Annotated in this window: 28 protein-coding genes; 19 read left to right on the forward strand and 9 right to left on the reverse strand. The window is 66.3% G+C overall.

Annotation, left to right across the window (positions count from 1 at the left end; genetic code table 11):
• Positions 1–2: 2 nt before the first annotated feature.
• From trkA to ODR01_RS04890, 9 genes are all read left to right on the forward strand, one after another.
• A complete protein-coding gene (gene trkA / locus ODR01_RS04850) occupies positions 3–1379 on the forward strand; it encodes a Trk system potassium transporter TrkA (RefSeq protein WP_316976479.1) in 1377 nt (458 codons plus the stop codon).
• A 12-nt stretch (positions 1380–1391) separates the two neighbouring features.
• A complete protein-coding gene (locus tag ODR01_RS04855; RefSeq protein ID WP_316976480.1) occupies positions 1392–2264 on the forward strand; it encodes a D-amino-acid transaminase in 873 nt (290 codons plus the stop codon).
• A gap of 25 nt (positions 2265–2289) precedes the next feature.
• Entirely contained in the window at positions 2290–2976 is a 687-nt protein-coding gene (locus tag ODR01_RS04860) for a cysteate racemase (protein ID WP_316976481.1), read from the forward strand.
• On the forward strand, positions 2973–3635 hold the full coding sequence (locus tag ODR01_RS04865) for an HAD family hydrolase (RefSeq protein WP_316976482.1): 663 nt from the start codon (positions 2973–2975) through the stop codon (positions 3633–3635). Before ODR01_RS04860 ends, ODR01_RS04865 begins: the two co-directional genes overlap by 4 nt.
• A 140-nt stretch (positions 3636–3775) precedes the next feature.
• Positions 3776–4030: an RNA chaperone Hfq gene (gene hfq / locus ODR01_RS04870; protein ID WP_316976483.1), complete on the forward strand. Its 255-nt coding sequence runs from the start codon at positions 3776–3778 to the stop codon at positions 4028–4030.
• Positions 4031–4101: 71 nt separating this feature from the next.
• The gene (gene hflX / locus ODR01_RS04875; protein WP_316976484.1) at positions 4102–5466 is read left to right on the forward strand and encodes a GTPase HflX; all 1365 of its coding nucleotides are present in this window, start codon (positions 4102–4104) and stop codon (positions 5464–5466) included.
• Between the two features lie 118 nt (positions 5467–5584).
• On the forward strand, positions 5585–7036 hold the full coding sequence (locus tag ODR01_RS04880; RefSeq protein WP_316976485.1) for a TrkH family potassium uptake protein: 1452 nt from the start codon (positions 5585–5587) through the stop codon (positions 7034–7036).
• An 87-nt stretch (positions 7037–7123) separates the two neighbouring features.
• Complete coding sequence (locus tag ODR01_RS04885; RefSeq protein ID WP_316976486.1) at positions 7124–8680, forward strand: sensor histidine kinase; 1557 nt, start codon at positions 7124–7126, stop codon at positions 8678–8680.
• A complete protein-coding gene (locus ODR01_RS04890; protein WP_316976487.1) occupies positions 8677–9381 on the forward strand; it encodes a response regulator transcription factor in 705 nt (234 codons plus the stop codon). Before ODR01_RS04885 ends, ODR01_RS04890 begins: the two co-directional genes overlap by 4 nt.
• Before the next feature lie 16 nt (positions 9382–9397).
• On the opposite strand, the gene dmeF is transcribed toward ODR01_RS04890, so the two are convergent.
• Entirely contained in the window at positions 9398–10399 is a 1002-nt protein-coding gene (gene dmeF, locus ODR01_RS04895; protein WP_316976488.1) for a CDF family Co(II)/Ni(II) efflux transporter DmeF, read from the reverse strand.
• Between the two features lie 35 nt (positions 10400–10434).
• Between dmeF and ODR01_RS04900 the strand changes: the two genes are divergently transcribed.
• Both ODR01_RS04900 and ODR01_RS04905 read left to right on the forward strand, forming a co-directional pair.
• Positions 10435–10704: a hypothetical protein gene (locus ODR01_RS04900; protein ID WP_316976489.1), complete on the forward strand. Its 270-nt coding sequence runs from the start codon at positions 10435–10437 to the stop codon at positions 10702–10704.
• A gap of 370 nt (positions 10705–11074) precedes the next feature.
• Complete coding sequence (locus tag ODR01_RS04905) at positions 11075–11284, forward strand: cold-shock protein (RefSeq protein WP_316976490.1); 210 nt, start codon at positions 11075–11077, stop codon at positions 11282–11284.
• An 84-nt stretch (positions 11285–11368) separates the two neighbouring features.
• Here the strand turns inward: ODR01_RS04905 and ODR01_RS04910 are convergent, their stop codons facing one another.
• Positions 11369–12313 carry a LysR family transcriptional regulator gene (locus ODR01_RS04910; protein WP_316976491.1) on the reverse strand — a complete coding sequence of 315 codons (945 nt, stop codon included), beginning with the start codon at positions 12311–12313 and terminating at the stop codon, positions 11369–11371.
• A gap of 102 nt (positions 12314–12415) precedes the next feature.
• Between ODR01_RS04910 and ODR01_RS04915 the strand changes: the two genes are divergently transcribed.
• The 4 genes from ODR01_RS04915 (at position 12416) to ODR01_RS04930 (ending at position 16705) form a co-directional block, all read left to right on the forward strand.
• Positions 12416–13267: an alpha/beta fold hydrolase gene (locus tag ODR01_RS04915; RefSeq protein ID WP_316976492.1), complete on the forward strand. Its 852-nt coding sequence runs from the start codon at positions 12416–12418 to the stop codon at positions 13265–13267.
• Between the two features lie 86 nt (positions 13268–13353).
• Entirely contained in the window at positions 13354–14727 is a 1374-nt protein-coding gene (gene dcuC / locus ODR01_RS04920) for a C4-dicarboxylate transporter DcuC (protein ID WP_316976493.1), read from the forward strand.
• Positions 14728–14893: 166 nt separating this feature from the next.
• Entirely contained in the window at positions 14894–15766 is an 873-nt protein-coding gene (locus tag ODR01_RS04925) for an inositol monophosphatase family protein (protein WP_316976494.1), read from the forward strand.
• A 48-nt stretch (positions 15767–15814) separates the two neighbouring features.
• Positions 15815–16705 carry an NAD(P)-dependent oxidoreductase gene (locus ODR01_RS04930; RefSeq protein ID WP_316976495.1) on the forward strand — a complete coding sequence of 297 codons (891 nt, stop codon included), beginning with the start codon at positions 15815–15817 and terminating at the stop codon, positions 16703–16705.
• Positions 16706–16717: 12 nt separating this feature from the next.
• Here ODR01_RS04930 and ODR01_RS04935 read toward each other — a convergent pair whose 3' ends face one another.
• Together ODR01_RS04935 and mazG are read right to left on the reverse strand one after the other, a co-directional pair.
• Positions 16718–17362 (reverse strand): hypothetical protein, encoded by a 645-nt coding sequence (locus ODR01_RS04935; RefSeq protein ID WP_316976496.1) that lies wholly within the window; start codon positions 17360–17362, stop codon positions 16718–16720.
• 89 nt (positions 17363–17451) lie between these two features.
• Positions 17452–18279 (reverse strand): nucleoside triphosphate pyrophosphohydrolase, encoded by an 828-nt coding sequence (mazG, locus tag ODR01_RS04940; RefSeq protein WP_316976497.1) that lies wholly within the window; start codon positions 18277–18279, stop codon positions 17452–17454.
• 131 nt (positions 18280–18410) lie between these two features.
• Between mazG and ODR01_RS04945 the strand changes: the two genes are divergently transcribed.
• The 4 genes from ODR01_RS04945 (at position 18411) to ODR01_RS04960 (ending at position 20146) form a co-directional block, all read left to right on the forward strand.
• The gene (locus tag ODR01_RS04945; RefSeq protein WP_316976498.1) at positions 18411–18650 is read left to right on the forward strand and encodes a FitA-like ribbon-helix-helix domain-containing protein; all 240 of its coding nucleotides are present in this window, start codon (positions 18411–18413) and stop codon (positions 18648–18650) included.
• The gene (locus tag ODR01_RS04950) at positions 18647–19072 is read left to right on the forward strand and encodes a type II toxin-antitoxin system VapC family toxin (protein ID WP_316976499.1); all 426 of its coding nucleotides are present in this window, start codon (positions 18647–18649) and stop codon (positions 19070–19072) included. The genes ODR01_RS04945 and ODR01_RS04950 overlap by 4 nt, the downstream gene beginning before the upstream one ends.
• 126 nt (positions 19073–19198) lie before the next feature.
• Positions 19199–19579: a trypco2 family protein gene (locus ODR01_RS04955; RefSeq protein ID WP_316976500.1), complete on the forward strand. Its 381-nt coding sequence runs from the start codon at positions 19199–19201 to the stop codon at positions 19577–19579.
• Between the two features lie 384 nt (positions 19580–19963).
• Positions 19964–20146 (forward strand): DUF892 family protein, encoded by a 183-nt coding sequence (locus ODR01_RS04960; RefSeq protein WP_316976501.1) that lies wholly within the window; start codon positions 19964–19966, stop codon positions 20144–20146.
• Between the two features lie 526 nt (positions 20147–20672).
• Here ODR01_RS04960 and ODR01_RS04965 read toward each other — a convergent pair.
• From ODR01_RS04965 to tmk, 5 genes are read right to left on the reverse strand one after another with little or no spacing between them, the layout of a single operon-like run.
• Positions 20673–21452 (reverse strand): MBL fold metallo-hydrolase, encoded by a 780-nt coding sequence (locus ODR01_RS04965; RefSeq protein WP_316976502.1) that lies wholly within the window; start codon positions 21450–21452, stop codon positions 20673–20675.
• Positions 21453–21474: 22 nt separating this feature from the next.
• Complete coding sequence (locus ODR01_RS04970; protein ID WP_316976503.1) at positions 21475–22278, reverse strand: TatD family hydrolase; 804 nt, start codon at positions 22276–22278, stop codon at positions 21475–21477.
• Positions 22278–23843 carry a methionine--tRNA ligase gene (gene metG / locus ODR01_RS04975; protein WP_316976504.1) on the reverse strand — a complete coding sequence of 522 codons (1566 nt, stop codon included), beginning with the start codon at positions 23841–23843 and terminating at the stop codon, positions 22278–22280. The genes ODR01_RS04970 and metG overlap by 1 nt, the downstream gene beginning before the upstream one ends.
• Before the next feature lie 55 nt (positions 23844–23898).
• A complete protein-coding gene (locus ODR01_RS04980) occupies positions 23899–25032 on the reverse strand; it encodes a DNA polymerase III subunit delta' (RefSeq protein WP_316976505.1) in 1134 nt (377 codons plus the stop codon).
• On the reverse strand, positions 25029–25664 hold the full coding sequence (gene tmk, locus ODR01_RS04985; protein ID WP_316976506.1) for a dTMP kinase: 636 nt from the start codon (positions 25662–25664) through the stop codon (positions 25029–25031). The genes ODR01_RS04980 and tmk overlap by 4 nt, the downstream gene beginning before the upstream one ends.
• Positions 25665–25667: the final 3 nt, after the last annotated feature.

The raw sequence follows: 25667 nt of genomic DNA on the forward strand, positions 1-25667 counted from the left end.
CGATGAAGGTTCTGGTTTGCGGCGCGGGACAGGTGGGCTTCAACATCGCCCGCTACCTCGCCATGGAAAACAACGACGTGACGGTCATCGACCAGTCGCCCGAACTGGTGCGCCGGATCAGCGACAGCCTCGACGTCAAGGGCGTCATCGGCCACGCCTCCCATCCGGACGTCCTGGAGCGGGCCGGCGCCGGCGACACCGACATCATCATCGCCGTCACCCAGGCCGACGAGGTCAACATGATGGCCTGCCAGGTGGCGCATTCGCTGTTCGAGGTGCCGACCAAGATCGCCCGCGTGCGCCACCAGAGCTACCTCAACCCCATCTGGAGCACGCTGTTCTCGCGCGAGCACATGCCGATCGACGTCATCATCTCGCCCGAGATCGAGGTGGCGCGCGCGGTGACCCGGCGCTTCGAGGTGCCGGGCGCCTTCGAGATGATCCCGCTGGCGCAGGGCCGCGTGAAGCTGGTTGGCGTGCGCTGCGACGAGGGGTGCCCCCTGGTCAACACGCCGCTTCGCCAGCTGACCCAGCTGTTCCCCGACCTCAACATCGTCATCATCGGCCTGACCCGCCAGGGGCGCGCCATCGTGCCGACGGCCGACGACCAGATGCTGGTCGGCGACGAGGCCTACTTTGTGGTCGACAGCGACCAGTTGCCCCGCGCCATGGCCGCCTTCGGCCACGAGGAGGCGGAGGCGCGCCGGCTGCTGATTTTCGGCGGCGGCAACATCGGCCTGTTCCTGGCCAAGCAGGTCGAGGCCGATTTCCCCTGGGTTCATACCAAGATGATCGAGGCGACCGCGGATCGCGCCGAAACCATCGCCGCCGACCTCAAGAAGACGGTGGTGATCTATGGCGACGTGCTGGAGCCGGAAATCCTCGAGGAGGCCAACGTCGCGGCCACCGACACCGCAGTGGCCGTCACCAACGACGACGAGACCAACATCCTGTCGTCGCTGCTGGCCAAGCGGTACGGCTGCAAGCGCACCATCGCGCTGATCAACAAGCCGAGCTACGAGCCGCTGATCACGACGCTCGGCATCGACGTCGTGGTCAGCCCGCGCAACATCACGGTGTCGACCATTCTCCAGCACGTCCGGCGCGGCCGCATCCACGCGGTCCACACCTTGCGCGAGGGGTTCGGCGAATTGATCGAGGCCGAGGCGATGGAAACCTCGGGTCTGGTCGGCCAGAAGCTGCGCGACGCCAACATCCCGGCCGGCGCCATGGTCGGCGCCATCGTCCGCGACGGCCAGGTGATCAGCCCGCGCGGCGATACCGTCATCCAGGCCCATGACCGCGTGGTGCTGTTCGCCACCACCGAGGCGGTACGCAAGGTCGAGAAGCTGTTTTCCGTTAGACTGGAATTCTTCTGAGGGAGAAAACGATTGGGACGCATTGCCTATGTCAACGGCCGTTATGTTCCCCATGCCGAAGCGGCCGTTCACATCGAGGATCGGGGCTATCAATTCGCCGATGGCGTTTACGAGGTGCTGGCTGTCTACAGGGGCAAGCTGATCGACGAGCCCGGACACATCCAGCGCCTGGACCGTTCGCTTCGCGAGCTCAGGATCGGCTGGCCGGTGGCGCCGCGCGTGCTCGGCGTCCTGATGCGCGAGGTCGTCCGCCGCAACCGTCTGACGGACGGCATCATCTATATGCAGGTGACGCGTGGCGTCGCCCCGCGCGACCATCCGTTTCCCGAGAATGGCGTGGCCCCGGCCCTGGTGATGACCACCAAGGCCAAAAACCTCGACGCGCTGAAGGGCGGCATCCCGACGCGGGTGATCACGGTGCCCGATCAGCGCTGGGCGCGGCCCGACATCAAGTCGGTCGCCCTGTTGCCCAACTGCTTGGCCCGCCAGCAGGCCAAGGAGGCCGGGTGTTACGAGGCTTGGCAGATCGATCGCGACGGACTTATCACCGAGGGCACCGCGTCGAACGCGTGGATCGTCACCGCCAAGGGCGAGCTTTTGACCCGCAACGCCGACGAGAACGCCATCCTCAACGGCATCACCCGGCTGGCCGTCGTCGACGTCGCCCGCGACGCGAAGGTGCGCCTGGTCGAACGGGGTTTCACCGTGAAGGAGGCGCTGAAGGCGAGCGAGGCCTTCATCACCAGCACCACCTCCTTCGTCAAGCCGGTGGTCGAGATCGACGGGCGGAAGGTGGGCGACGGCAAGCCCGGGCCGATCACCCGCAAGCTCGGCCAACTGATCGCCCGGCGGTTGGAGGCCCAGGTCGCCGAGCGGGCCGCCTGAGGACGACGCGAGGAGCGTTCGAGCGATGAAACGAGCCCTTGGCATCCTGGGCGGCATGGGGCCCCTGGCGACGGTCGATTTCATGCGCAAGGTGATCGACCTGACGCCGGCCGCCGGCGACCAGGACCACATCCCCATGGTGGTGGCCTCGATTCCGCAGGTGCCGGACCGCACGGCGGCCATCCTGGGCGGCGGCGAATCGCCGCTGCCGGCCATGCTGGAAGGCATCCGCCTGCTCAACCAGGCCGCCGTCGACGCCATCGCCATTCCGTGCAATACGGCGCACTACTGGTTCGACGAGTTGGCCCGCAAGTCCAGGGCACCCATCCTGCACATCGTCGACGCCGCCTGCGCGGTCCTGAAGGAGCGGGCGGCCGGCGTGCGCACGGTCGGCTTCCTGGGGACCACCGGCATGGTCAGGTCGGGCATCTATCAGCGGCGGATCGAGGCCGGCGGCTATGTATGCCTGGTCCCCGAGGAGGACCACCAGGAGAAGTTGGTGATGGGCGGCATCTACAAGATCAAGGGCGGCGATCTGGCGGCGGCGCGGGGCCTCCTGGAACGGGCGGCCGACGGTCTGCGCGCCCGCGGCGCCGGCGCCATCGTGCTCGGCTGCACCGAAATCCCCATCGTCATCGCGGATGGCGGCGACGTCATCGACGCCACGCTCGCCCTGGCCGGCGCCTGCGTGCGCCGATTCGCCGCGGCATGACCGTGGGCCTGCCGCCGCTGCCGAAGGCGGTGATCTTCGACTGGGACAACACCCTGGTCGAGACCTGGCCGGCCATCCACGCCGCCCTGGCCCGCACCTTCGAACGCTATGGCCTGACGCCCTGGACGTTCGAGGAAACCAAGCGGCGGGTTCGCAAATCGATGCGCGAAAGCTTTCCGCCGCTGTTCGGCGAGCGGTGGGAGGAGGCCGGCGCCTTCTTCAAGGAATCCTTCACCGCCATTCACCTGGACTTCCTCAAGCCGGCGCCGGGGGCGGAGGACATGCTGATGGCCCTCAAGGCGCGGGGGATCTATTTGGGGGTAGTCAGCAACAAGAACGGCGACGTCCTGCGCCAGGAGGCGGTACATCTGGGGTGGCAGGATTATTTCGGCCGCATCGTCGGCGCCTTTGACGCGCCGCGCGACAAGCCGGCCGCCGATCCGGTGCACCTGGCCCTGGTCGGCAGCGGAATCGCCTGCGGACCGGAGGTGTGGTTCGCCGGCGATACCGACGTCGACCTCGAATGCGCCGTCGCCGCCGGATGCATACCGGTGCTTGTGCGTCCCGAACCGCCTGCCAACGGCGAGTTTGACGAATTTGGTCCGGCTCACTATGTTAAGGGCTGTCTGGCGCTTTCCAACCTGATGCTAAGGTTGTAGGGTGCCAAAATGTCCGGTCTTTTGGGGACGGTTCGGCAACGGATTGCCGGGTCGCAGGGGGTCGGGCGACTTCATCAAACTCTTTACGCCGGCAGGTCCAGAACGGGAGCTGTCGGTCAACAATATGGGAGGTGGCCTACATGTCCTCCGAACGCTCTCAGAACGTTCAGGACGTCTTCCTGAACCACATTCGTAAGAACAAGACTCCCGTCACGGTTTTTCTCGTCAACGGCGTGAAACTGCAGGGGATCATTACCTGGTTTGACAACTTCTCGGTGCTGTTGCGCCGGGACGGGCACACGCAGCTGGTCTACAAACACGCGATCTCGACGGTCATGCCGTCGGTGCAGATCCAGCTGTTCGACCCCGACAAGGAAGAGGCAGCTGAAGCATAGCTGACTTGGACGACACTTCCGGGTTTTCTTCGACGCCATCGAGTGCCGGTCGGAGTTCTGATCGGTGTCTGGTGGTCCATCCTGAGCTCAAGGGGGAGCGCCTTCAAACGCGCGCCCCTGCCGCGCGCCTGGCCGAAGCCGTCGGCCTGGCTCGCGGCATCGAGCTTGCGGTGGTACACGCCGAAGTCATCCGCATCCCGCGCATCCGGCCGGCGACCCTGTTCGGGCGCGGCACGGTGGATCGTCTGCGCGCCCTGGTCAAAGGACCCGGGGCGGCGCCCGGCGCTTCCCCCGCGGACGACGCCGACGACGAGGATGTCTCCGTCGAGGAAGCGGCTCCCGATGGCAGCGGTCCCGCCGCCATCGACGTCACCATCGTCGATGCCGCCTTGAGCCCGGTCCAGCAGCGCAACCTCGAGAAGGCGCTGGGCTGCAAGGTCATCGATCGCACCGGCCTGATCCTGGAGATTTTCGGGGCGCGGGCCCGCACACGCGAGGGGCGGCTGCAGGTCGAACTGGCGGCACTGACCTATCAGCGCAGTCGCTTGGTCCGCTCGTGGACCCACCTGGAGCGCCAGCGCGGCGGCTTCGGCTTCATGGGCGGCCCGGGCGAGGCGCAGATCGAGACGGACCGCCGGCTTCTGAGCGAGCGCATCATCCGGCTGACCAAGGAGATCAAGGAGGTCAAGCGGACCCGGTCCATCCAGCGCCATGCCCGTCAGCGCGTGCCCTATCCGGTGGTCGCCCTGGTCGGCTATACCAACGCGGGCAAGTCGACGCTGTTCAACCGTCTCACACGATCCGCCGTCGTCGCCAAGGACCAATTGTTCGCCACCCTCGATCCGACCATGCGCGCGTTGCGTCTGCCGTCGGGGCGTCACATCATCCTCTCCGACACCGTCGGCTTCATCTCCGATCTGCCGCATGAACTGGTCGCCGCCTTCCAGGCGACGCTCGAGGAGGTGTGCGAGGCCGACGTGGTGGTTCACGTGCGCGACATGGCCCACGCCGACAGCGAGGCCCAGCGCGAGGACGTGCATGGCGTGCTGGCCCAACTGGGCCTGGAGGCCACCGTCGATGCCGGCCTGATCGAGGCCCTCAACAAGATCGACCTGCTGGCGCCGGAGGGCCGAGCCCTGGTCGTCAATCAGGCGGCCCGGCGGGTGCCCCCGGCGCCGCCGGCGGTACCGTTGTCGGCGTCAACTGGCGAGGGGATTGCCGACCTGCTCGCCGCCTTCGATGCGCGCCTCACGCAATCCCGCCACGAGATCGAGGCCGAAGTGGACCTCACCGACGGCGCCACCCTGGCCTGGCTCTATGCCCACGGCGAGGTGACCGCCCGGCGCGACGACGAGCGCCTGGCCTATCTGCGCGTCCGCCTGGACGCGGCCGACGCCGCCCGCTTCGCCCGCCGCAGGAACGGCGGGAAGATCTAGGCGCCCGGCGCACCCTGTAAAGATTCGGCATAGTTGTTACGGAAACTTTAGGTGCCTTGCGCACCCCGCATGTCGATCATCCGGCCGCTTCGGATTCCCCCTCGTGAATCGACTGGCGATGACGGCCAAATCCCTTCAGTTTGTCCTTTTCATCAACGGCATCCTCCTGTGCATCCTGGCGACGGTGATGCTGATTCCCGCCGCCGTCGACGGGTTTCTGGGTGATTCCGACTGGCACGTTTTCACCCTTTCCAGCGCCACCACCTTCGCGGCGGGCGTGTCGCTGGTGCTGGCCTACCGCGGCGATCCGCCGCCGTCGGGTTCCCGCTCTGGCTATCTGCTGACGGCGGTGAGCTGGGTGCTGACCGCTCTTTTCGGATCGCTGCCGCTCATGTTCAGTTCGCTGAACCTGTCGTTCACCGACGCCTTCTTCGAAACCATGTCGGGCCTGACGACGACCGGCTCGACGGTGCTGAGCGGCCTCGATTCCATGGCACCCGGTCTGCTGCTCTGGCGCTCGCTTCTCCAGTGGATCGGTGGCGTCGGCATCGTGGTGATGGCGATCGTCCTGTTGCCGGCCCTGCGGGTCGGTGGCATGGAACTGTTCCGTACCGAATCGTCGGACATCTCGGAGAAGACGGTGCCGCAGGCCTACCGGCTGGCCGGCGTCACGGCGCTCGTCTATCTGGGGCTGTCGGTGGCCTGCGCGATTTCGATGATGGCGGCGGGCATGGGGCCATTCGACGCCATTAACCACGCCATGACCACCCTTGCCACCGGCGGCTATTCGACGAAGGACTCCTCGGTCGGCTTTTTCGACTCGGTGCCCATCGAGGTGGTGACCGAAGTGTTCATGGTGTCCGGCGCATTGCCTTTGATTTTTTACGCCCGCATCATCCTGTTGGGGCGCCGCGCCTTTCAGAACGAATGGCAGGTCGGCGGATTTCTGAAGATTCTGGCGGTGACGATCGGGCTTGCCGCGGTTTGGAACATCACCCAGGGAATGCCGGTCGGACAGGCGATCCGCCAGGCGGCGTTCAACGTCACCTCCATCCTCACCGACACCGGCTACGCCACGACCGACTTCGGCACCTGGGGTTCGTTCGCGATCGGCCTGTTCTTCGTTCTTTATTTCATCGGCGGCTGCGCCGGCTCGACCGCCGGGGCCATCAAGGTCTTTCGCTGGCAGATCCTGTTTGCCTCGGCGCGCCGGCAGATCCGCCTGATGTCCTCGCCGCACCGGGTGCTGGTGGTGCGCTATGCCGGGCGGCCGGTCGGTCCCGACATGATGGAGTCGGTGCGCAACTTCTTTTTCCTTTACCTGCTGACGTTCATGGCGCTGGCGGCCGGCGTGATGACGACCGGCGTCGATTTCCTGTCGAGCACCACCGCGATCGCCCAGGCGATGGCCAATGCCGGGCCCGGCCTCGGGCCGCTGGTCGGCCCGGCCACCACCTTCGCCGCACTGCCGGCCGTCGCCAAGTGGCTGATCGCGGTGGGAATGTTGCTGGGCCGGCTGGAACTGGCCACGGTGTATGTCCTCTTTGCCGGCTGCTACTGGCGTCGATGACGGGTGGGCGGGATGGTCGGCGGAAAACGAACGGAGTAACGTGATCGGCGGAGAATTCGGGCCATGGCGGCGAGCGGAACAAGGGCGATGACCGGGAAACTCAAGAATTGGCCATTGCACCGCGCAATGCCCTTCCTGTGGTCGATGATGGCCGTTGGCGGGGCGGGCGCCGTTGCCGTTTTCGTCGAGCGGACCCTGCCGCTGCCGAATTTGTCGCTCGTTTTCCTTCTGGCGGTGCTGATGGTGGCGGTAAGCCTGGGGACGGTGCCGGCGCTGATCACCGCAGTCCTCAGCGTGATCGTCTACAATTTCTTCTTCACCCATCCGTATTTCACGTTTTCCGTTTCTCAGGATGCGGACGTCCTCACCCTGCTGTTTTTCGTTCTGGTTGCGGCGGTGACAGGCAATGTGGCGGGGTATGTGCGCCGACAATTGGTGGAGGCCCGTCGGACGGCCCGGCGCAATGCGGTTCTTTACGAGTTCAGCAGCAGGGTGGCGGCGGCGACGGGAATCGACGACGTCCTGTGGGCGGTTTGCCACCATGTCTCGGCCACCCTGGGAGAGGTGCGCTCGCTGGTCCTGATGCCCGGCGCCGACGACGCCCGGCATTTGTGCATCGCGGCCGGTTATCCCCCCGAGGATCGGATGTCCGGGGCCGACTGGACGGCGGCCGAACGGAGCTGGCAGCAAGGCCGCATCGTCGGCGCCCCATTGGGCATACCATCGGAGTCCAGCTACCTGTTCATTCCGCTCAAGACCGGCCGCGGGCCGGTCGCCGTGATCGGCATCGCTTTCGGCGGCGACGGGCAAAGTCCGTCATCGGACCAACGACGCCTGCTCGACGCCGTGGCCGATCAGTCGGCCGTCGCCATCGAGCGCACACTGCTGGCCCGCGATGTCGAGCAGGCCCGCCTGCTGGCCGAAACGGAAAACCTCCGCTCGGCGCTGCTGTCGTCGATTTCGCACGATCTCCGCACGCCGCTCGTCTCCATCATCGGCTCGGCGACAACCCTGTCGTCGGTGGAGGACGCCATTTCCCCCGACGACCGGCACGACCTGGTCGGCACCATCCTGGACGAGGCGCAGCGGCTTAACCGCTTCGTGCAGAACCTCCTCGACATGTCCCGGCTCAGTTATGGTGCCCTGAAGCCGAGGCGGGACTGGGTGGATGCGCGCGAAATTGTCGGCGGGGCGGTTCACCGTCTGCGCGATACCCTGAAGCCGTTCGACGTCGACGTCACGGTCGGGCCGGACGTGCCTCTGCTCTACGTCGATCCCGTGCTGATGGAGCAGGTGCTGGTCAATCTGCTCGACAATGCCGCCAAGTTCTCGCCGGAGGGCGGCCGCATCGGCGTCGATGTCGGCCGCCGGGGCGATCAGGTGGATCTGCAGGTGAAAGACGAGGGGCCGGGAATCCCGCCAGCCGAGCGGGAGCTGGTTTTCGACATGTTCTATCGCGTCAAGGCCGGCGATGCCCGCACCGCCGGCACCGGCCTCGGCCTGTCCATATGCAAGGGGCTGGTCGAGGCCCATGGCGGTTCGATCCGCGCGCAATCCGGGCCCGGCGGCCGGGGGGCCGTCATGGCCATCGTCCTGCCGGCGTACCCCCAGCCGGCCGAAACCGCGGAGGACGCGGAACCATGAGCGACGAAGCCAAAAGCCGCATCCTGGTGGTGGATGACGAATCCCATATCCGGAAGTTCCTGCGCATCAGCCTGACCGCCCACGGTTACGCCGTGGTCGAGGCGGTGCGCGGTGCGGACGCCATCCAATGCGCCGCCAGCGAGGGGGTGGACCTTGTCGTGCTCGATCTCGGCCTGCCCGACATGGACGGTCAGGACGTCATCCGGCGGCTCCGCGAATGGACGCAGATTCCCATCCTCGTGCTGTCGGTGCGGGCCGACGAAATGGACAAGGTCGAGGCTCTCGACGCCGGGGCCAACGATTACGTCACCAAGCCGTTCGGCATCGCCGAGCTGATCGCGCGGGTGCGGGTTCTGCTGCGCAACGGCCCCGAAGGGGGGACGGCGGAAGACGCCGTCGAATTTTCAGCCAACGGGCTTGTCATCGATTTCGCCGGCCGCCAGGTTTCCGTCGACGGCGTCGGGGTGCGCCTGACCCGCAAGGAATTCGACCTGCTGCGCCTGCTCGCCCGCAATGCCGGCAAGGTCTTGACGTACCCGCATTTGCTGCGCGAGGTGTGGGGAGAGACCTATGTGTTGCAGAACCATTATCTGCGCGTGCACATCGGGCATCTGCGCCAGAAACTCGGCGACGATCCCAACGATCCCCGCTTCATCTGGACCGAAGCCGGCGTGGGATACCGCTTCATCGGCGAAGGATGAGGCCGATCTCGGTGGACTAAACGGGTTCGCTAGCCGCCGGCCCATGGTGCGGGCAATGCTGCACTTCGATGGTGACATGGACCAGCCCGAGGCCGGCCGGCAGCCGCCGGCGGTAGGCGTCGGGGGTCTCGGGCGCGCTGGCGACCACGGCCAGCGCGGCGGCGTAGATGCCGGGGCCGATCGACCACAGGTGGAGATCGGCGAGGCGGGCGTCGCCGCCGTTTCCCTCGATGGCGGCGCGCACCTGTTCGCGCATCGCCCCGGGGGCCTGTCGGTCGAGCAGCACGCGGGAGGTGTCGCGCAGCAGGCCCCATGACCAGCGGGCGACAAGGATGGCGCCGGCGATGCCCATCAGCGGATCCAGCCAGTCGAGACCGAGGAACTTGCCGGCGACAAGGGCGAAGATGGCCAGCAGCGAGGTCAGGGCGTCGGCGATGACGTGCAGGTAGGCGGCCCTGAGGTTGTGGTCGTGATGGTGGTCCTGGCTATGAGCATGCTCGTGATCGTGTCCGTGGTCGTGGTCGTCATCATCGTCATCGTCGTGGGCTTCGCCATGATCGTGCCCGTGGCCGAGGACGACAGCGCTGACCGCGTTGACGGCAAGGCCGAGGACGGCCACCACGATCGCCTGGTCGAAGGCGATGGCGACGGGATGAACCAGGCGGACGCTGCTTTCCCAGGCCATCAGGGCCGCGAAACACACCAGCAGAACGGCACTGCCGAAGCCGGCCAGGGCGTTGACCTTGCCGGTGCCGAAGCTGTAGCGGGCATCGAAGGCGTGGCGGCGGGCATAGACATAGGCCACCACGGTGATGCCGATGGCCACCGCGTGCGAGGCCATGTGCAACCCGTCGGCCAGCAGCGCCATCGATCCGAAGGCGACGCCGGCGGCGATCTCGGCCACCATCATGACGGCGGTGAGCGCGATGACCACCTTGGATCGGCGCTCGCCCGCACGGACGCGCTCCTGCCCGAAGGCGTGATCGTGGCTCCAGGAACTGATATCGTGGGTATGCATTCGGATTGTCCCCACACGGCCAAGGGAATTCGACAATGGTGACGACGGCCTCCCAGCGCAAGTGGCGCGACAAGCATCGTTACGTCAAAACCCAGCTTAACGTGATGGCCCGCAAGCTGGTCCATCGCTATCTGGCGGAGATCGCCGTCGCCTATGGCCTGCGCGGCAAGGGCGAGGCGGTTACCTTCGCCGTCTTCGTGACCCGCGCGCTCATGCAGCGGGCCGAGTTCGATCCTGCGACGGCCGACCTGCTCGGCCTGTTCGCCGACACCTACCGGGCGGACCGCGACGTCTATTCGGCCTGACGGGGCCGCCGATTCGCCGGAGAGCGGTCTCGGCCGGGGACGTGCGGCGCGCCGCCAGCCCGGTCCGGCCACAATCTTCGCACCGGCTCCATGGGTGCCGAAACTGGCGGAAAATCGAGTTTTTCTCCGGCCCGGGAGGAGGGCGGGCAAACCGCCGCCGGCCGTTGGCGGGGCGGGCGGCAGCGTGGTCGGGACCGGCGGTTGTATGGGAATGGGGGAGGTTCTCTCGCAAGTGCTTGTTATTTACCAATTTTAGACGTATGAAAGAAGCGGGCCGGCCTAAAAGCTTGTGGATCTCCAAGGCATTTTCGACGGCTTCCCGTTCATGTATGCCGCATGGCGGGTGTGCCTACTTTACAAGAGGAACAGTATGACTACCGGTACAGTCAAATGGTTCAATCCCACCAAGGGGTTTGGCTTCATCGAGCCCGACGACGGCGGGCGTGATGCGTTCGTTCACATTTCGGCCGTAGAGAAAGCCGGTCTGACCGGCCTGTTCGAGGGACAGAAGGTCGAATACGAGTTGGTTCCGGGTCGCGACGGTCGCGCGGCGGCGGACAATCTCAAAGTGATCGAATAGGGAGACGACAATCCCGAATTCGACGAAAGGCCTCCCGGCACCCCGGGGGGCTTTTTTTTGGCCCCGGTGCCCGAGCCTCCGGGCCTAATCGTCGCCAGCGGTCACGGCGCGGGAATCGCGTGGCCTTTCCACGACGCCGGGGACCAGCTGATCGTCGATTTCGCGACGCAGGTACTCGATCATCAGATCGGTCAGGGGCTCGGTTTCATCGTTCTTGGGCAGGATGACGCCGAACGACACCCAGCGTTCCGGATCGAGCGGCCTTAGAACCACCTCCCGCGGATCGAGGGTGGCGGCACTCAGGCGATCGATGAGCGTCACTCCGGCGCCATTGGCGACCAGGTGGCTGGCCATCTGCGACGACGACGTCTGCAGGCGGTAGGAAATGTGCATTTCGCTGGCGTGGAACAACTCGTCCATCTGTTTGCGCAGCAGCAGGCCGGGGAACTGCGCGATCACCGCCTCGCCGGCCAAGTCCTCGACCGTCAGCCGCTCGCGGTTGCACAGGGGATGGCCGACCGGCAGCAGCAGCTCCAGACGGACCCGTACCAGGGGGATCGAGCGCACCGAGGAATGAAGCACCGGCACGTTGCCGAAGCCGACGTCGTATTCCTTGCCGCCGATCCACAGTTCGAGGTCCCGCCGGGTCCGCAGGTCGAGGGAAATCTCCACGTCGGGATGCTCGCGGGCCAGATTGGCGACCGCCGGGCAGACAACGCCCAGCGCGGCGCGCGGCATGGTTACCACACGCAGGCGCTTGACTCGGCTGGAGCGGATCTCGTCGGCGATGCGCGGAATCTCGTCGAGATTGGCGAGAATGCGCCCAGCCTCGCGCACGAAGGCGCGGCCTTCCTCGGTCAGGATCATGCGCCGCCGCAGCCGGTGAAAAAGCGTCAGCCGAAGCTCCGCCTCAAGCAAGGCCAGCAGGCGGCTGACCGCCGGCTGGCTGAGGTTCATGGCACGCGAGGCGCCGACCACCGATCCCTCGGTGACGACCGCCCGGAAGGCGCGCAGGGCCTTGATGTTCATCGCTCCGTGTCCCGCGTCAATCGATATGAAAATTCTATCAACTCATAACGACAATGCAATTTATGCATTCTTTGTCGCGGGATAGAAAGATCGGAATACGCCATGTGGGCCTATTGGCTGGGAGCGATACCGGTGACCGTGGAAGAAATCCTGAAGGCTTGTCCCCGGCAGCGGGTTACCGCGCTCTCGCGCGGGGCGCTTTCCTACCGAACCGCCGGGCAGGGGCCAGCCGTGGTGTTTCTGCACGGGCTGGCGGGTAATTCGCTGAGTTGGGCACGCCAGTTTCCGGCGCTCGCGGCGCGCTATCGTATCGTCGCCTGGGACGCGCCCGGCTTCGGTCTTTCCGACGCTGTGGAGCCGGACGTCGAGGTTTTCGCCGACGTCCTGCGCGAACTGTTGGACCACCTGGGTTGCGGCCCGGCGGCCGTGGCCGGTCATTCGATGGGCGGCGTGGTGGCGGCGCGACTGGCGGCCGGGCATCCCGACAAGGTGGCGCGGCTTGTCCTGTCGTGTTCCCACGCCGGGTATGGGGAATCCGCCGACAGCCCGATGCAGCCGCGCGTCGAGCAGCGGGTGCGGGAACTGGCGAGCGTCGGCGCCGCCGAATACGGGCTCATCCGGGCCCGCGGGCTGTTCCCGGCCGGTTTCGCCGACAAGGAGGCGATGGGTGTGGCCGCCGGCGTTGCCGCCGAGGCCCGGCCCGAGGGCATCCGCTCCTCCACACGAATGTTGCAGTTGGCGGATAACCGCTCCGTTCTGCCCCGCCTGGAAATGCCGGTTCTGGTGATCACCGGCGAGCGCGATCCGGTCGTCAAGCCCCACCTGCGCGACGAGCTTCGCGCTCTGACGCCGCAGGCCCGGCACATCGAGATGCCGGGCGCCGGACATGCGCCTTACCTGGAATATCCCGCCGCCTACAACGCCATCCTCGACGAATTCCTGAGCCCAGGCTGATCGGACGGTCGACGGCCGGCCAACGATTTCCGAAGATTCGCAAACGCCAACAAAAACAAGAACAACAATTCCAGCAGGAGGTAGACATGACAGGGTTCCTGATCGGCGTGGCCGTCACGGCCATCGTCGCATGGCTGATCGTCAAGAAGTACCAGCCCCATGCGGTCCTGCTGATCGCCGGGCTGTTTCTATTGGCCGCAACAGCCGTTCTGTTTCCCGAAACATCCATCCTTTATGGCAAGACCAAGTCGACCGGCTGGGTGGGCTTCGACGTCTTCAATTACGTCAAGGAATCGATGGGCGTGCAGGCGGCCGGCCTCGGCATGATCATCATGGCGGCCGGCGGCTTCGCCAAATACATGGACCACATCGGGGCCACCGACGCCATGGTCGAGGTGTGCATCGGCCCCCTCAAGCTTCTCAAGGCACCGTATGTGGTGCTGGCGCTGGGCTATGCGGTGGGGCAAGTTCTCAACATCTTCATTCCCAGCGCGGCCGGTCTCGCCATGCTGCTGCTGGTCACGTTCTATCCGACTCTCGTTCGGCTTGGTGTCAGCCGGGCGGCGGCGGCGGCGATGATCGGCACGACCTCCGTGCTCGACCTTGGCCCGGCATCCGGCACCGCCAACCTGGCGGCCAAGACAGCCGGCCTCGATCCCGCCATCTATTTCGTCCAGTACCAGATCCCGGTGGCGGTCGTGACCGTGATCGTCATTTCCATCCTGACCTATGTGACCGCCCGCTATTTCGACCGCAAGGATGGCCACATCGTAACCATGGAGGCCACCGGTAAAACGGGGGCCAGCGGTCAACTCAAGAAGGTGCCCGCCATCTACTCGATCCTGCCGATGGTACCGCTCACCCTGATCCTGGTCTTCAGCAAGCTGCTGGTGGACAGCATCAAGATGGACGTGGTGACCGCAATGATCATCGGCATGCTGTTGGCTTTGTTGTGCGAAGCCGTTCGGACCCGCGATATGCGCGAGGTGCTTAAGGGCATGATGGCCTTCTTCGATGGGATGGGGCGGATGTTCGGGCGGATCGTGACCCTGATCATCTGCGCCGAAACTTTCGCGGCCGGCCTCAAGGTCATCGGTGCGGTCGACTTCATGATTTCGGCAGTCCACGAGGGTGGGTTGGGTATTACCGTGATGACCCTTCTGATGTGTGCCATGGTGTCGGCCACCGCCATCATCACCGGCTCGGGTGTCGCCGCGTTTTTCTCCTTCGCCAGCCTGACGCCGACCATCGCGGCGAAGTTCGGAGTGGGGGCGGTCGCCATGCTGCTGCCCATGCAGCTTGTCGCCGGCTTGGCGCGTTCGATGTCGCCGGTGGCCGGCGTCATCATCGCCGTCAGCGATGCCGGGCAGTGCTCGCCCTTCGAGATCGTCCGGCGCACGGTCATCCCGGTCGGCGGCGGGTTGATCGCCGTGATCCTCTACAGCGTCATTTTCGTTTGACCGCTTACGCGGGAAGAGGGGCCGGGATCACTCGATCCCGGCCCCTTTTTCGTTTCGCGCCCTTCCGTTTGGGCGGCTTTCATTGGCAAGCCCGCCGCGACGTCCTACATTTGGGCGGCGGCGGGGTCGGCCGACGCGCCGCTGGAACGGACAGGAATCCAATAAGTTGAATCGATCAGTCAGTGCCTATTCTCCCGGATCGTCCGGAAACCGACCGGCGAGCCGCCATCCCGATTTCGCCGCCGTCACCGCCATCCTGCGCGAAACCGCCGCCATCGAGGTCATGCCGCGGTTCCGCCGTCTCGCCGCCGGCGACGTGCGCGAGAAGGGGCCGGGCGACTTGGTGACGGTCGCCGATGTCGCCTCCGAACGCCGGCTCACTGCCGCGCTCATGGCGCTGGTGCCCGAGAGCGTGGTGGTCGGCGAGGAGGGGGTGGACGCCGATCCGTCCGTCCTCGATTTGCTGGCCGGGCCGGCGCCGGTGTGGGTGGTCGACCCCGTCGACGGCACCGGCAATTTTGCGGCCGGGCGCGAGTGCTTTGCCATGATCGTCGCCTACGTCGAGGGCGGCGAAACGGTGGCCGGCTGGATTTACGACCCGGTCCACGACGTCACCATCCACGGCGCGGTGGGCGAGGGGGCGTGGTGCGACGGCGTCCGCCTGGCGGTGGCCCCGGCCAAGCCGCTGGCCGAAACCATTGGCTCGGCGCCCAGCCGGGTGCGCAAGCGGGTGGCTGAGCGGGGCGCCGCCGAGGGCATCGAGGTGCCCGGCCATCTGTTGCAGTATCGCTGCGCGGGGCGCGAATACATGGACATGGCACAGGGCGGCCTGGATTTTGCCCGCTACGGCCGACGCCTCAAGCCCTGGGATCATGCTGCTGGCGTATTGCTGCACCGCGAGGCCGGCGGCTTTAGCGCCGTCGACGAGGCGGGGCGGCCCTACAGCCCGCGGGACGGCATCGTCGAGGGATCGCTGCTGGTGGCGGCCGACGCGGCGATGTGGGAGGTCCTGGCCGGCCTGCTGATCCCATCGGCCTAGGCGCGGTCGGGACAGGGAATTCGGAACGAGGAAGGAAGGCAAGCGGAAATGACGGTGACGACGGACAAGGGCAGGGCGGCATTCATCGGCCTCGGCAATATGGGCTATCCAATGGCCGGGCACCTGGTGAAGGCGGGATACCGAGTGACGGTCTACAATCGCACGGCAACCAAGGCCAAGCGTTGGGTCGCCGAGTACGGCGGAGACATTGCCGCGACGCCGAAGGCGGCTGCCACCGGCGCCGATTTCGTCTTCACCTGCGTCGGCAACGACGACGATCTGTGCGGCGTCGCCCTGGGCGAGGCGGGGGTGCTGGCGGGCCTGGGCGAGGGGGCCGTTTACGCCGATCACAGCACGGTATCGGCCGACGTCGCGCGCACGCTCGACGCGGCGGCACGGGCTCGGCGCGGCATCGCCTTCCTCGATGCCCCGATCTCGGGGGGCCAGGCGGGAGCCGAGAAGGGGGCGCTGACCATCATGGTGGGCGGCGAGGAGGTGGCGTTTGCCAAGGCCGAGCCGGCGATGCGGGCCTATGGCCGCGCCGTCACCCTGATGGGGCCGGCCGGGGCCGGCCAGCTCACCAAGATGGTCAACCAGATCGCCGTCGTCGGGGTCATCCAGGGATTGGCCGAGGCGGTGCATTTCGCCAAGGCGGCTGGCCTCGACGTTGGGCGCGTCATCGACGTCATCTCGAAGGGGGCGGCGCAGTCCTGGCAGATGGAAAACCGCGCCCTGACCATGGCCAAGGACGAATTCGATTTCGGCTTCGCGGTCGATTGGATGCGCAAGGACCTGGGCATCGTCGTCGACGAGGCGAGGCGCAACGGCGCCAGCCTGCCGGCGACCGCCATGATCGAGCAGTTCTACGCGCGTCTTCAGGCCCAGGGCGGCGGCCGCTGGGATTCCTCGGCCCTGATCAAGCTGCTGGCCGGCCGCTAGATCGGCGCCTGCTCAGCCCGGCACCAGGACGAGGTGGGGCGTCGGCGCATTGAGGTCGGCCAGACGCCAGACATAGAGCTTCCTGCCCGGCCTGCCGGCGGCGTCCTTGACCTCGGTGGCGTTGTGTTCCAGGACCTTGGCGTCGGTGATCAGGCGGACCTCGCCGGTCATGTTGAGGCCGGCGTCGGCAATCTGCTGGCGGACGGTCCTGCTCATGTCCCCGGCAGCCATGATGATGACCCCCTGGTTCTTTAAATATTTGTTGTCTTTCAAATACTTGAGGGTGAGGATGGCCTCGTTGCGCCGAAAAAAGGTGACCATGCCGACGCGCATCAGGTCGTCCTTGCGGGCCCAGTGGACCTTGAAGATCCCCTGTTTCTGGTAGGCGACTTCGGTGAACGCCTTGTCCCGTGCGAGGTCGCGGGTCAATACCGCCACTTTTTCCTTCTCTTCGGCCGGGCTGATCTTCTTTTGGGCCAGATCCTGGCGGAGCGGCACCGAGACGATGTAGCCGTCGAAGATCATCGAGTAGAAGCCGCTGCGGTCGACCTCGATCTCGGCATCGAAGCGGACCGGCAGGTAGCAGGCGGCGAGCAGGGCGGCCGCCGCCAAAAAACCGGCGGCGGCAGCAAGACGGCGCGCGGAAATCATGGTCATGCTGTGTCTTCTCTTCCGGGACCGCGGCCGCTGAAAAGGGCGCGGACGGCCACCATCATAGACGACGGCGCGGGCCGCGAAAACCGGCCTCAGTCGCCGCCGCGTTCCTCGGCCTTGGCCCGGCCCCACAAGGCCTCCATCTCGTCGAGATCGGACATCTCGGGGGTGCGGCCGGCGGCCGCCAGCAGGGCCTCGACGCGCCGGAAGCGGCGCTCGAACTTGGCGGTGCCGCGCCGAAGCGCGCCTTCCGGCTCGATGCCAAGCTTGCGGGCCAGGTTGACGCAGGCGAACAGCAGGTCGCCGACCTCGTCGTCGAGACGTTCGGACGGCGCGTCGGTGGCCATCTCGTGGGCGATCTCGGCGGCTTCCTCCCGGATCTTGCCCAAGACCTGATCGGCGGCGTTCCAGTCGAAACCGACGCGCGCGGCCCGGTTTTGAATCTTGATGGCGCGGGTCAGGGCGGGCAGGGCGAGGATGACGCCATCGAGCGCGCTCGGCGCCGCCTGGCCGTTGGCCGAGGCCTTGCGACGGCGCTCCTCGGCCTTCTGGGCCTCCCATTGGCGGGTCTGGGCGGCGGACGAGGCCACCTCGGCATCGCCGAAGACGTGGGGATGGCGTTCGATCATCTTGTCGCAGATGGTCGCCGCCACGTCGTCGAAGGCGAAGTGACCGGCCTCGGACGCCATCTGGGCGTGGAAGACGACCTGCAGCAGCAGGTCGCCCAGTTCCTCGCGCAGGGCCGCCATGTCGGACTGCGCGATGGCGTCGGCCACCTCGTAGGCCTCCTCGATGGTGTGGGGCGCGATGGTGGCGAAGCTCTGCTCGATGTCCCAGATGCATCCCGCTTGGGGATCGCGCAGGCGGGCCATGATGGCGAGCAGACGGCGAAGGGGATCGGGATGATCGGTCGGGCGCATGGATCACTCGCGGGTTCGGGAGGCCGGCAGGCATACCACGACCGGCCGCGGCGGGCGAGGCCGCTGAAAGGATTGATGTCATTCTAAAATATATGCTATCATTGCTTTCACTTTTTCAGGAGTGAAGTCAAATGTCCGTTGTCACGGTTCGCAATCTTCCCGAGGAAACCCATCGCGCGCTCAAGCTGCGCGCCGCCCGGCATGGACGCAGTACCGAAGCCGAGATCCGGGAGATTCTGGAAGAGGCGGTCCGCCCGAAGACGCGACTCAAGATTGGATCGGCGCTCGCCACCTTTGGACAACGTTTCGGGGGTCTTGATCTGGACGTCGCTCGTGATCAAACGCCGACCGAGCCGGCGGTATTTGAATGATCGTCCTCGATACCAACGTCGTCTCGGAGCCGATGAGGCCCAACGGCGCCCCCGGCGTGCTGGCGTGGCTTGATCGGCAGGCGGCCGAGACGCTGTTTTTGACGGCGACGAGCTTGGCGGAACTGTTGGTTGGTATCGCGGCCTTGCCGGACGGCAGGCGCAAGGACGGACTTGATGGCGCCTTGCACGACCTGCTGGTGAAACTGTTCGGACCGCGTATCCTGCCTTTCGATCAGCAGGCGGCGAAGGCTTATGCGCCCTTGGTCGGACGCGCTCGCGCCAACGGCCGCATCATCTCGGTGGCGGACGGCCAGATCGCCGCCATCGCGGCCGTGCGGGGCTTCACCGTGGCGACGCGGGATGTCCAGCCGTTCATCGCCGCCGGCGTGCCCGTCGTCAACCCGTGGGAAGAAGGGGCTTGAGACCGGCCACGGGACTCCTGTAGACGCCGCTTGGTGAGGCGGAAACATTGTTTGCGTGTCTATCAAGGGCTGGGCGGCTCATACTGAACCTTCCGGAAGGGTAGTCAGACGAGGGGGAGTGGACCGATGATCACGCTTAAGGAATTCGTGAAGGACACCCTGACGCAGATCGTTGATGCTGCGGGGGAATTTTCGTCGGACAGAGGATCGGTGGGAGGCACGACCAACCCTCAAGTCGAAACGGTTAAGACCGAAAATTGGTCGGAGAACGGGCTCCTGTTTTGTCGTTTCAATGGGAAGCAGGCTATCTACGCGACTGTTATAGAGTTCGACGTTGCATTGGCTGTCGAGGAAACACGGACCAAGAAAGGCGAGGGGGGAATTAAAGTCTCTGTGTTGAATGCGGGAGGTGGACTTGAAGATCGAAGAAACAGTTCTTCCTCCAATAGGATACGTTTTAAGCTGCCGCTCGAAATTTTCGGGGATCAAACCGCGTTGATGGGATAGGCGAGGGTGTTCCCTCTCGCGCTTCCCCGCCTCGCCGGCGGGCAGGGGTGCAGGTTTACAAGTGTCCCCGCATCCCCTACGGGGAGCTTTGACCGCCGCCGCGTCAAGGGCCGCTCGTACCACTGCCTCGCTACGCTCGGGACTGGGTTGGCCCTTGACTCGGACGTCAATGGGACCCTCGACGGCGCCGGGAGTCCAATGGAGGGAGGGGCGCACGGGAAAGGCGGCGATCATTTCGCCTTCCTCGCGGCTTGGACGGCCCGCCAGTCGACGACCAGGCTGCCGGGCGCTTTCTCGGCCGGCGGCGTCACCGGTGGGGCTTGCGGCGCGGACGTATCCAGAGCGGCCGTATTGATGGCGGCCTTGGACCGGGAGGGGAAGGCGGTGACGATCGAAACGCTGGCCGCCGCCGCCGAGGTCGCGGGCGACCCGACCACCGCTCAGGTGCGTACGGAGATCTGCCGGGAAGAAGAGGCGATGGCGGTGTGGCTGGCCGATCATGTGCCGGAGGTCACTCGGACGTACTTGGCGCGCGAACAGGCCAAACTTCCCGAAGCGAAGCGATGAGGCCCTCGTTTCGACTCGGCCGCGCGAGGGAGGCTCGCTCGCGCTTCGCCGAGCGAACGGCGGACGGGGATGGCGAGGCTAAAGCAGTTTTCAGCTCAGACGGGATCATTCTTCATCGTCACCTCCGCGAACGCGGGGGGCCAGGGCGAGTGACGGAGCGGTTGCCCTGGATTCCCGCGTGCGCGGGAATGACGACTTTTGGATGGCGAGTGGCTTCACTATGGGCCTTCAGAAATTTCGGAAGCATTCAGAGGCGGTCGTGTGTCGGGGAGGAGGCGACGATCAAGGGAAGCGGCAAGAGCGCTTCATGTGAGACATCAGGGTAAAAAGCGCCACTACCGTAATTCGCATAATGTATATTATGAAAAATAATGATATATGTTTTTGAAACAAAATGTTAGCGCTGTTCTCGATGACAATGATCTAGGTGGAGATGACGCGATTTTCGGGCTCTGGGCGAGCGTTGGGCATGGCGGGGCACCCTCCCTTCGCGGAAGGTTTCTTTCCCGCTCCGGCGGCGTTTTCGTCAGGAAGGAACGTCGATGACCAGGCCGTCATAGGCGGGCTCGACGCCCGCCGGCAGGCGCGCCGCCAGCGCGGCGTAGTCGAGCCGGCTGCTCAGGTGCGTGAGGATGCCGCGCTTGGCCCCCACCCGCTTGAGCCAGCCCAGGGCCTTGTCCACATCGGCGTGGGTCGGGTGCGGCGTGTCCATCAGCGTGCCGATGATCCACACCTGGATTCCCTCGAGCAGGCCGAAGGCGTCTTCCGGCAGCGCCACGGCGTCGCTCGAATAGGCGATCGGGCCGAAGCGGAAGCCCAGGGTGTCGCAATAGCCGTGATCCTGCCTGAAGACGACGACGGGAACGGAGCCGATGGAGAAACGCCCGCCGTGGTCGATGGTGTGTGCCACCAGGGCCGGTCGATAGAAGGCCGTCTGGCCGGCCGGCCACGGTTCCAGGACATAGCCGAAGCGCCGATCGATGGCCTCCAGCGTTTCGGCGTTGGCGAAGGCGTCGAGCGGTGTGCCGAGAACCCGGTTGACCGGCCTCAGGTCGTCGATGCCGTGCAGGTGGTCGGCATGGGAATGGGTGAACAGCACGGCGTCGAGCTGGTTGACGCCGGTCCGCAGAAGCTGCTCGCGCAGGTCCGGCGAGGTGTCGACCAGGACGCGGCTGTCGCCTTCCTCCACCAGGATGGACGGCCGGCTGCGGCGGTTGCGCGGGTTGGCCGGGTCGCAGGAGCCCCATCCGTGGTCAACGGATGGCGTTCCGCTGGACCCGCCGCACCCGAGAATGGTTACGCGCATGCCGGCATCTCCTGGTGGTGGTTCATGGATGGGCGGCCGGCGGCCACGATTTCGCCGCCTTGGAAAACAGGCGGAAGAAGTTCTCGGTGGTGCTTTGGGCCAATTCGTCGGCCGACACGCCCTTGACGCCGGCGACGCAGGCCGCCGTGTGGGCGGTGAAGGCCGGTTCGTTACGCTTGCCGCGCATCGGGATCGGCGCCAGATAGGGGGCGTCCGTTTCTACTAGTAGACGATCGAGGGGAAGGTCGCGCACGATGTCGCGCAAGGCGTCGGCCCGCTTGAAGGTGACGATCCCCGAGATCGACACGTACATGCCAAGCGCGATGGCCCCCTCGGCCAGGTCGCGGCCGGTGCTGAAGCAATGGATGAGGCCGGGAAAGGGTCCCTTCGCCTGCTCCTCGCGCAATATGGCCAGCGTTTCGATGTCGGCTTCCCGGGTATGGACGATGAGCGGCAGGCCGCTTTGGCGGGCGGCCGCGATGTGGGCGCGGAAAACGCGCTCCTGCACGTCGCGCGGACTGTAGTCGTAGTGGAAATCGAGCCCGCTTTCTCCGAAGGCGACGATCTTGGGATGCCGGGCCGCCATGCGGACCAGGTGTTCGGCCGTCAAATCGGCGGCCTTGGCCGCCTCGTGCGGATGAACGCCCACCGAACAGAACACCGCCCCGAAGCGCTCGGCGATCGCCAGCACGCCGTCGAAACGGTCGACATGGGTGCCGATGGTCAGCATGCAGCCGATGCCGGCCGTCCGCGCGCGTTCGATCACCCCGTCGAGATCGTCGGCGAAGTCGGGAAAATCGAGGTGGCAGTGGCTGTCCACCAGCATCAGGCGGCGTCCCCCTGCCCCTCCGGTTCGACGAAGCGGGGGAAGATGCCTTGCGGCTTCGGCAGCGCGATCCCCGGCGTCAGGGCGTGCGCGGCACCGAGAAAGGCGAAGGTGCGGCACTCGGCGGGGACGGCCAGCTGATCGAGCATGCGGGCCGTCGAATCCGGCATGAACGGCTGCAGGATCAGGGCCAGATGGCGGACGGTTTCGGCCAGGCAGTAGAGAACGGTATTCATGCGGGCCGGATCGGTCTTGCGCAGAGCCCACGGCGCCTGGCGGTCGACATAGCCATTGGCCGAGCGGACCGTCGCCCAGATGGCTTCCAGGGCCTCGTGGAACATCTGCTCGTCGATGCTGGCGCCGACCCGCCCATAGAGGGCGTGGGCTTCACCGAGCAGGGCTTCATCTTCGGCGCCGAGCGCCCCCGGCTGGGGCACGGCGGCCTCGCAGTTCTTGCCGATCATCGAGAGGACGCGCTGGGCGAGATTGCCCAGATCGTTGGCCAGTTCACCGTTCATGCGGTTGACCATGGCGCGGTGCGAATAGTCGCCGTCGTTGCCGAATGGCACCTCGCGCAGCAGGAAATAGCGGACCTGATCGAGGCCGTAGGTTTCGACCAGCTTGATCGGGTCGATGACGTTGCCGACCGATTTCGAGATCTTCTGCCCCTCGTTGGTCCACCAGCCGTGGGCGAAGACGCGCCTCGGCGGCTCCAGCCCGGCCGCCATCAGGAAGGCCGGCCAATAGACGGTATGGAAGCGCAGGATGTCCTTGCCCACCATGTGCAGGTCGGCCGGCCAGTAGCGGCCGTACTCGGCCCCTTCGGTGTCGGGATAACCGACCGCCGTGACGTAGTTGGTGAGCGCGTCCAGCCACACGTACATGACGTGGGCCTCGTCGTTCGGTACCGGGATGCCCCAGCCGAAACCGGTGCGCGACACCGAGAGGTCCTGCAGCCCACCCTTGACGAAGCTGACCACCTCGTTGCGCCGCGTCTTGGGCAGGATGAAGCCCGGGTTCTCGTCGTAGAACTTAAGCAGCGGCTCCTGCCAGGCCGAGAGGCGGAAGAAGTAGCTGGGCTCCTCGACCCACTCCACCTCGGCGCCCGAAGGCGCCACCTTCTTGCCATTGGGGCCGACCGTCAGCTCGCCTTCGCCGTAGAAGGCCTCGTCGCGCACCGCGTACCAGCCGGCGTAGTTGCCGAGATAGATCTGGTCGCGTTCGATGAGCCGTGCCCACAGGGCCTGGCACGAACGACGGTGGCGTTCCTCCGTGGTGCGGATGAAGTCGTCGTTGGAAAACTTCATGAAGGCGGCCAAGTCGCGGAAGTTCTTGGAAACGCGGTCGGTGAAGGTCTTGGGGTCGATGCCGGCGGCGGCGGCCGACTTTTCCACCTTCTGGCCGTGTTCGTCGGTGCCGGTCAGGAACTTGACGTCGTAGCCGTCGAGCCGCTTGAAGCGGGCCAGGACATCGCACGCCAGCGTGGTGTAGGCATGGCCGATATGCGGCGCGTCGTTGACGTAATAGATGGGCGTTGTGACGTAGTAGCGCTTGGCCCCGGCCATTCCTGGTCTCTCCCTTCGCACGACGAAGACGTTATTGCTGGCGGCGGATGCCGCCTTACCCGCGCGTGGCCTTGTCGATCGTCAGGACGGCGTTGAGGATGACACTCTTGCGGTCGAGGTTGGCCCCGTCCGTCCGCGCCAGCAGGGTGGTGATCTTTTCCCACACCTCCAGCCAACGTTCAAGGCCGCCCGCGGCCAACAGGCGTGCCGTCAGGGCCGATTCGGCGTCGTTTTGCGTCCCGCCGCCCGCGCCCGCGGTGGCGCCGGAGCGGATCAGGCGCCCCAGCCAGTTCCGCAGCAGTTCGGTGACGGTGCGGAACGCGCTGTCGGCGGTCGGCCGGCTCAGGCGGTCGGCGAACTCGTGCAGCGCCGGGATGTCGAGGGTGGGAAGCGTGGAAAGCAGTGCGATGAGGTCGCGATAAAGGGCCAGCCCCCCCTCCCCGGCGAGTGTCAGGGCGCGTCCCACGCTGCCCTCGGCGAGGCGGGCCAGCGCCAGCGCGTCGACGGGGGCCATGCCGGGATCGAAGTGGGTCAACAGGCCGGCCACGGCATCCTCGCAAAGCGGGTTGAGGACCAGCCGGCGGCAGCGCGAACGGACGGTCGGCAGCAGGCGGCCGGGATTGTGGCAGACCAGCAGCAGCACCGAGCGCGGCGGCGGCTCCTCCAGGACCTTGAGGACGGCGTTCATGGCGTTGGGGTTCATTTCGTCGGCGGCGTCGACGATGACCACCCGCCAGCCGCCTTCGGCCGGCGTCATGGCCAGGAAGCCGCCGATGCGCCGGACGTCGGCGACGACGATCTCGGTGCGGAGCTTCTGGCGGCTGTCGTCGGTGAAGCCGCGTTCGACGACCATCAGATCGGCGTGGCCGCCTGCGGCGATGCGCCGGAACAGCGGGCTGTCGGGATCGACGTAGAGGCTATCGGGATCGGCCGCCGGCAAGCTTCCGAACAGGCCGCCGGAGGCCGGACCGCCCTGCCCCAGCAGAAAGCGGGCGAAGCGATAGGCCAGGGTGGCCTTGCCGATGCCGCGCGGGCCCGAGATCAGCCAGGCGTGCGACAGGCGTTCCGAGCGGAAGGCGTCGAGAAGCGCCCGCTCCGCCGCCTCGTGGCCGACAAGATTGGGGTTCTGCCGCGGCGGCAGAATGCCGGCCGGCCCATCGGGGGCGTCGGCTTTATCGACGCCGGTCACGGGACGGCCACGCCGAGGCGGTCGTGCACGGCGCCGAGGATCGTCGCCTGGACCTGTTCGATGGTGCCGGTGGCGTCGATCACGACGCAGCGCCGGGGTTCGAGCCGGGCGATGTCGAGGAATCCCTTGCGAAGGCGATCGTGAAACTTCCTGTCCATGCGCTCGTAGCGGTCCTCGCCGCCGCGCGAGGCGGCGCGGCTCAGGCCGTCGGCGACCGGGATGTCGAGGATGAGGGTGAGATCGGGCGCCAGGTCGCCGACCACCGCCGCATGGAGGGCCGAGATCACCTTGCGGCCCACCCCGTGGCCGTATCCCTGATAGGCCATGGTGGAGTCGGCGAAACGATCACAGACGACCCACCGGCCGCCGGCCAGCGCCGGCAGGATGGTATGGCGCAAATGCTCGCGGCGGGCCGCGTAATGAAGCAGGGCCTCGCTCAAGGGGTCCCAGCGCCCGGTCTCGCCGTTGACCAGCAGGGCGCGGATCTGCTCGGCGCCGGGGGCGCCTCCGGGTTCCCGCGTGACCATGACCTCGATGCCCCGCGCCGCCAGGGCGCGGACCAGCAGTTGGACCTGGGTCGACTTGCCGCTGCCCTCGCCGCCTTCAAAGGTAATGAAAACGCCGCGCGTCATAGG

Origin of the sequence: Shumkonia mesophila, assembly GCF_026163695.1 — a bacterium.
Classification (GTDB): Bacteria; Pseudomonadota; Alphaproteobacteria; order Rhodospirillales; family Shumkoniaceae; genus Shumkonia; species Shumkonia mesophila.

Bases quoted from the DNA above. Each gene is read 5' to 3' on its own strand.
- ODR01_RS04865 (WP_316976482.1), top strand. From the start codon at position 2,973: ATGACCGTGGGCCTGCCGCCGCTGCCGAAGGCGGTGATCTTCGACTGG.
- ODR01_RS04860 (WP_316976481.1), top strand. From the start codon at position 2,290: ATGAAACGAGCCCTTGGCATCCTGGGCGGCATGGGGCCCCTGGCGACG.
- ODR01_RS04965 (WP_316976502.1), bottom strand. From the start codon at position 21,452: ATGCGCGTAACCATTCTCGGGTGCGGCGGGTCCAGCGGAACGCCATCC.
- ODR01_RS04905 (WP_316976490.1), top strand. From the start codon at position 11,075: ATGACTACCGGTACAGTCAAATGGTTCAATCCCACCAAGGGGTTTGGC.
- ODR01_RS04900 (WP_316976489.1), top strand. From the start codon at position 10,435: ATGGTGACGACGGCCTCCCAGCGCAAGTGGCGCGACAAGCATCGTTAC.
- ODR01_RS04970 (WP_316976503.1), bottom strand. From the start codon at position 22,278: ATGCTGGTGGACAGCCACTGCCACCTCGATTTTCCCGACTTCGCCGAC.
- dcuC (WP_316976493.1), top strand. From the start codon at position 13,354: ATGACAGGGTTCCTGATCGGCGTGGCCGTCACGGCCATCGTCGCATGG.
- trkA (WP_316976479.1), top strand. From the start codon at position 3: ATGAAGGTTCTGGTTTGCGGCGCGGGACAGGTGGGCTTCAACATCGCC.
- dmeF (WP_316976488.1), bottom strand. From the start codon at position 10,399: ATGCATACCCACGATATCAGTTCCTGGAGCCACGATCACGCCTTCGGG.
- hfq (WP_316976483.1), top strand. From the start codon at position 3,776: ATGTCCTCCGAACGCTCTCAGAACGTTCAGGACGTCTTCCTGAACCAC.
- tmk (WP_316976506.1), bottom strand. From the start codon at position 25,664: ATGACGCGCGGCGTTTTCATTACCTTTGAAGGCGGCGAGGGCAGCGGC.
- mazG (WP_316976497.1), bottom strand. From the start codon at position 18,279: ATGCGCCCGACCGATCATCCCGATCCCCTTCGCCGTCTGCTCGCCATC.
- ODR01_RS04910 (WP_316976491.1), bottom strand. From the start codon at position 12,313: ATGAACATCAAGGCCCTGCGCGCCTTCCGGGCGGTCGTCACCGAGGGA.
- ODR01_RS04950 (WP_316976499.1), top strand. From the start codon at position 18,647: ATGATCGTCCTCGATACCAACGTCGTCTCGGAGCCGATGAGGCCCAAC.
- ODR01_RS04885 (WP_316976486.1), top strand. From the start codon at position 7,124: ATGACCGGGAAACTCAAGAATTGGCCATTGCACCGCGCAATGCCCTTC.
- ODR01_RS04915 (WP_316976492.1), top strand. From the start codon at position 12,416: ATGTGGGCCTATTGGCTGGGAGCGATACCGGTGACCGTGGAAGAAATC.
- ODR01_RS04945 (WP_316976498.1), top strand. From the start codon at position 18,411: ATGTCCGTTGTCACGGTTCGCAATCTTCCCGAGGAAACCCATCGCGCG.
- ODR01_RS04930 (WP_316976495.1), top strand. From the start codon at position 15,815: ATGACGGTGACGACGGACAAGGGCAGGGCGGCATTCATCGGCCTCGGC.
- ODR01_RS04955 (WP_316976500.1), top strand. From the start codon at position 19,199: ATGATCACGCTTAAGGAATTCGTGAAGGACACCCTGACGCAGATCGTT.
- ODR01_RS04890 (WP_316976487.1), top strand. From the start codon at position 8,677: ATGAGCGACGAAGCCAAAAGCCGCATCCTGGTGGTGGATGACGAATCC.
- metG (WP_316976504.1), bottom strand. From the start codon at position 23,843: ATGGCCGGGGCCAAGCGCTACTACGTCACAACGCCCATCTATTACGTC.
- ODR01_RS04880 (WP_316976485.1), top strand. From the start codon at position 5,585: ATGACGGCCAAATCCCTTCAGTTTGTCCTTTTCATCAACGGCATCCTC.
- ODR01_RS04935 (WP_316976496.1), bottom strand. From the start codon at position 17,362: ATGACCATGATTTCCGCGCGCCGTCTTGCTGCCGCCGCCGGTTTTTTG.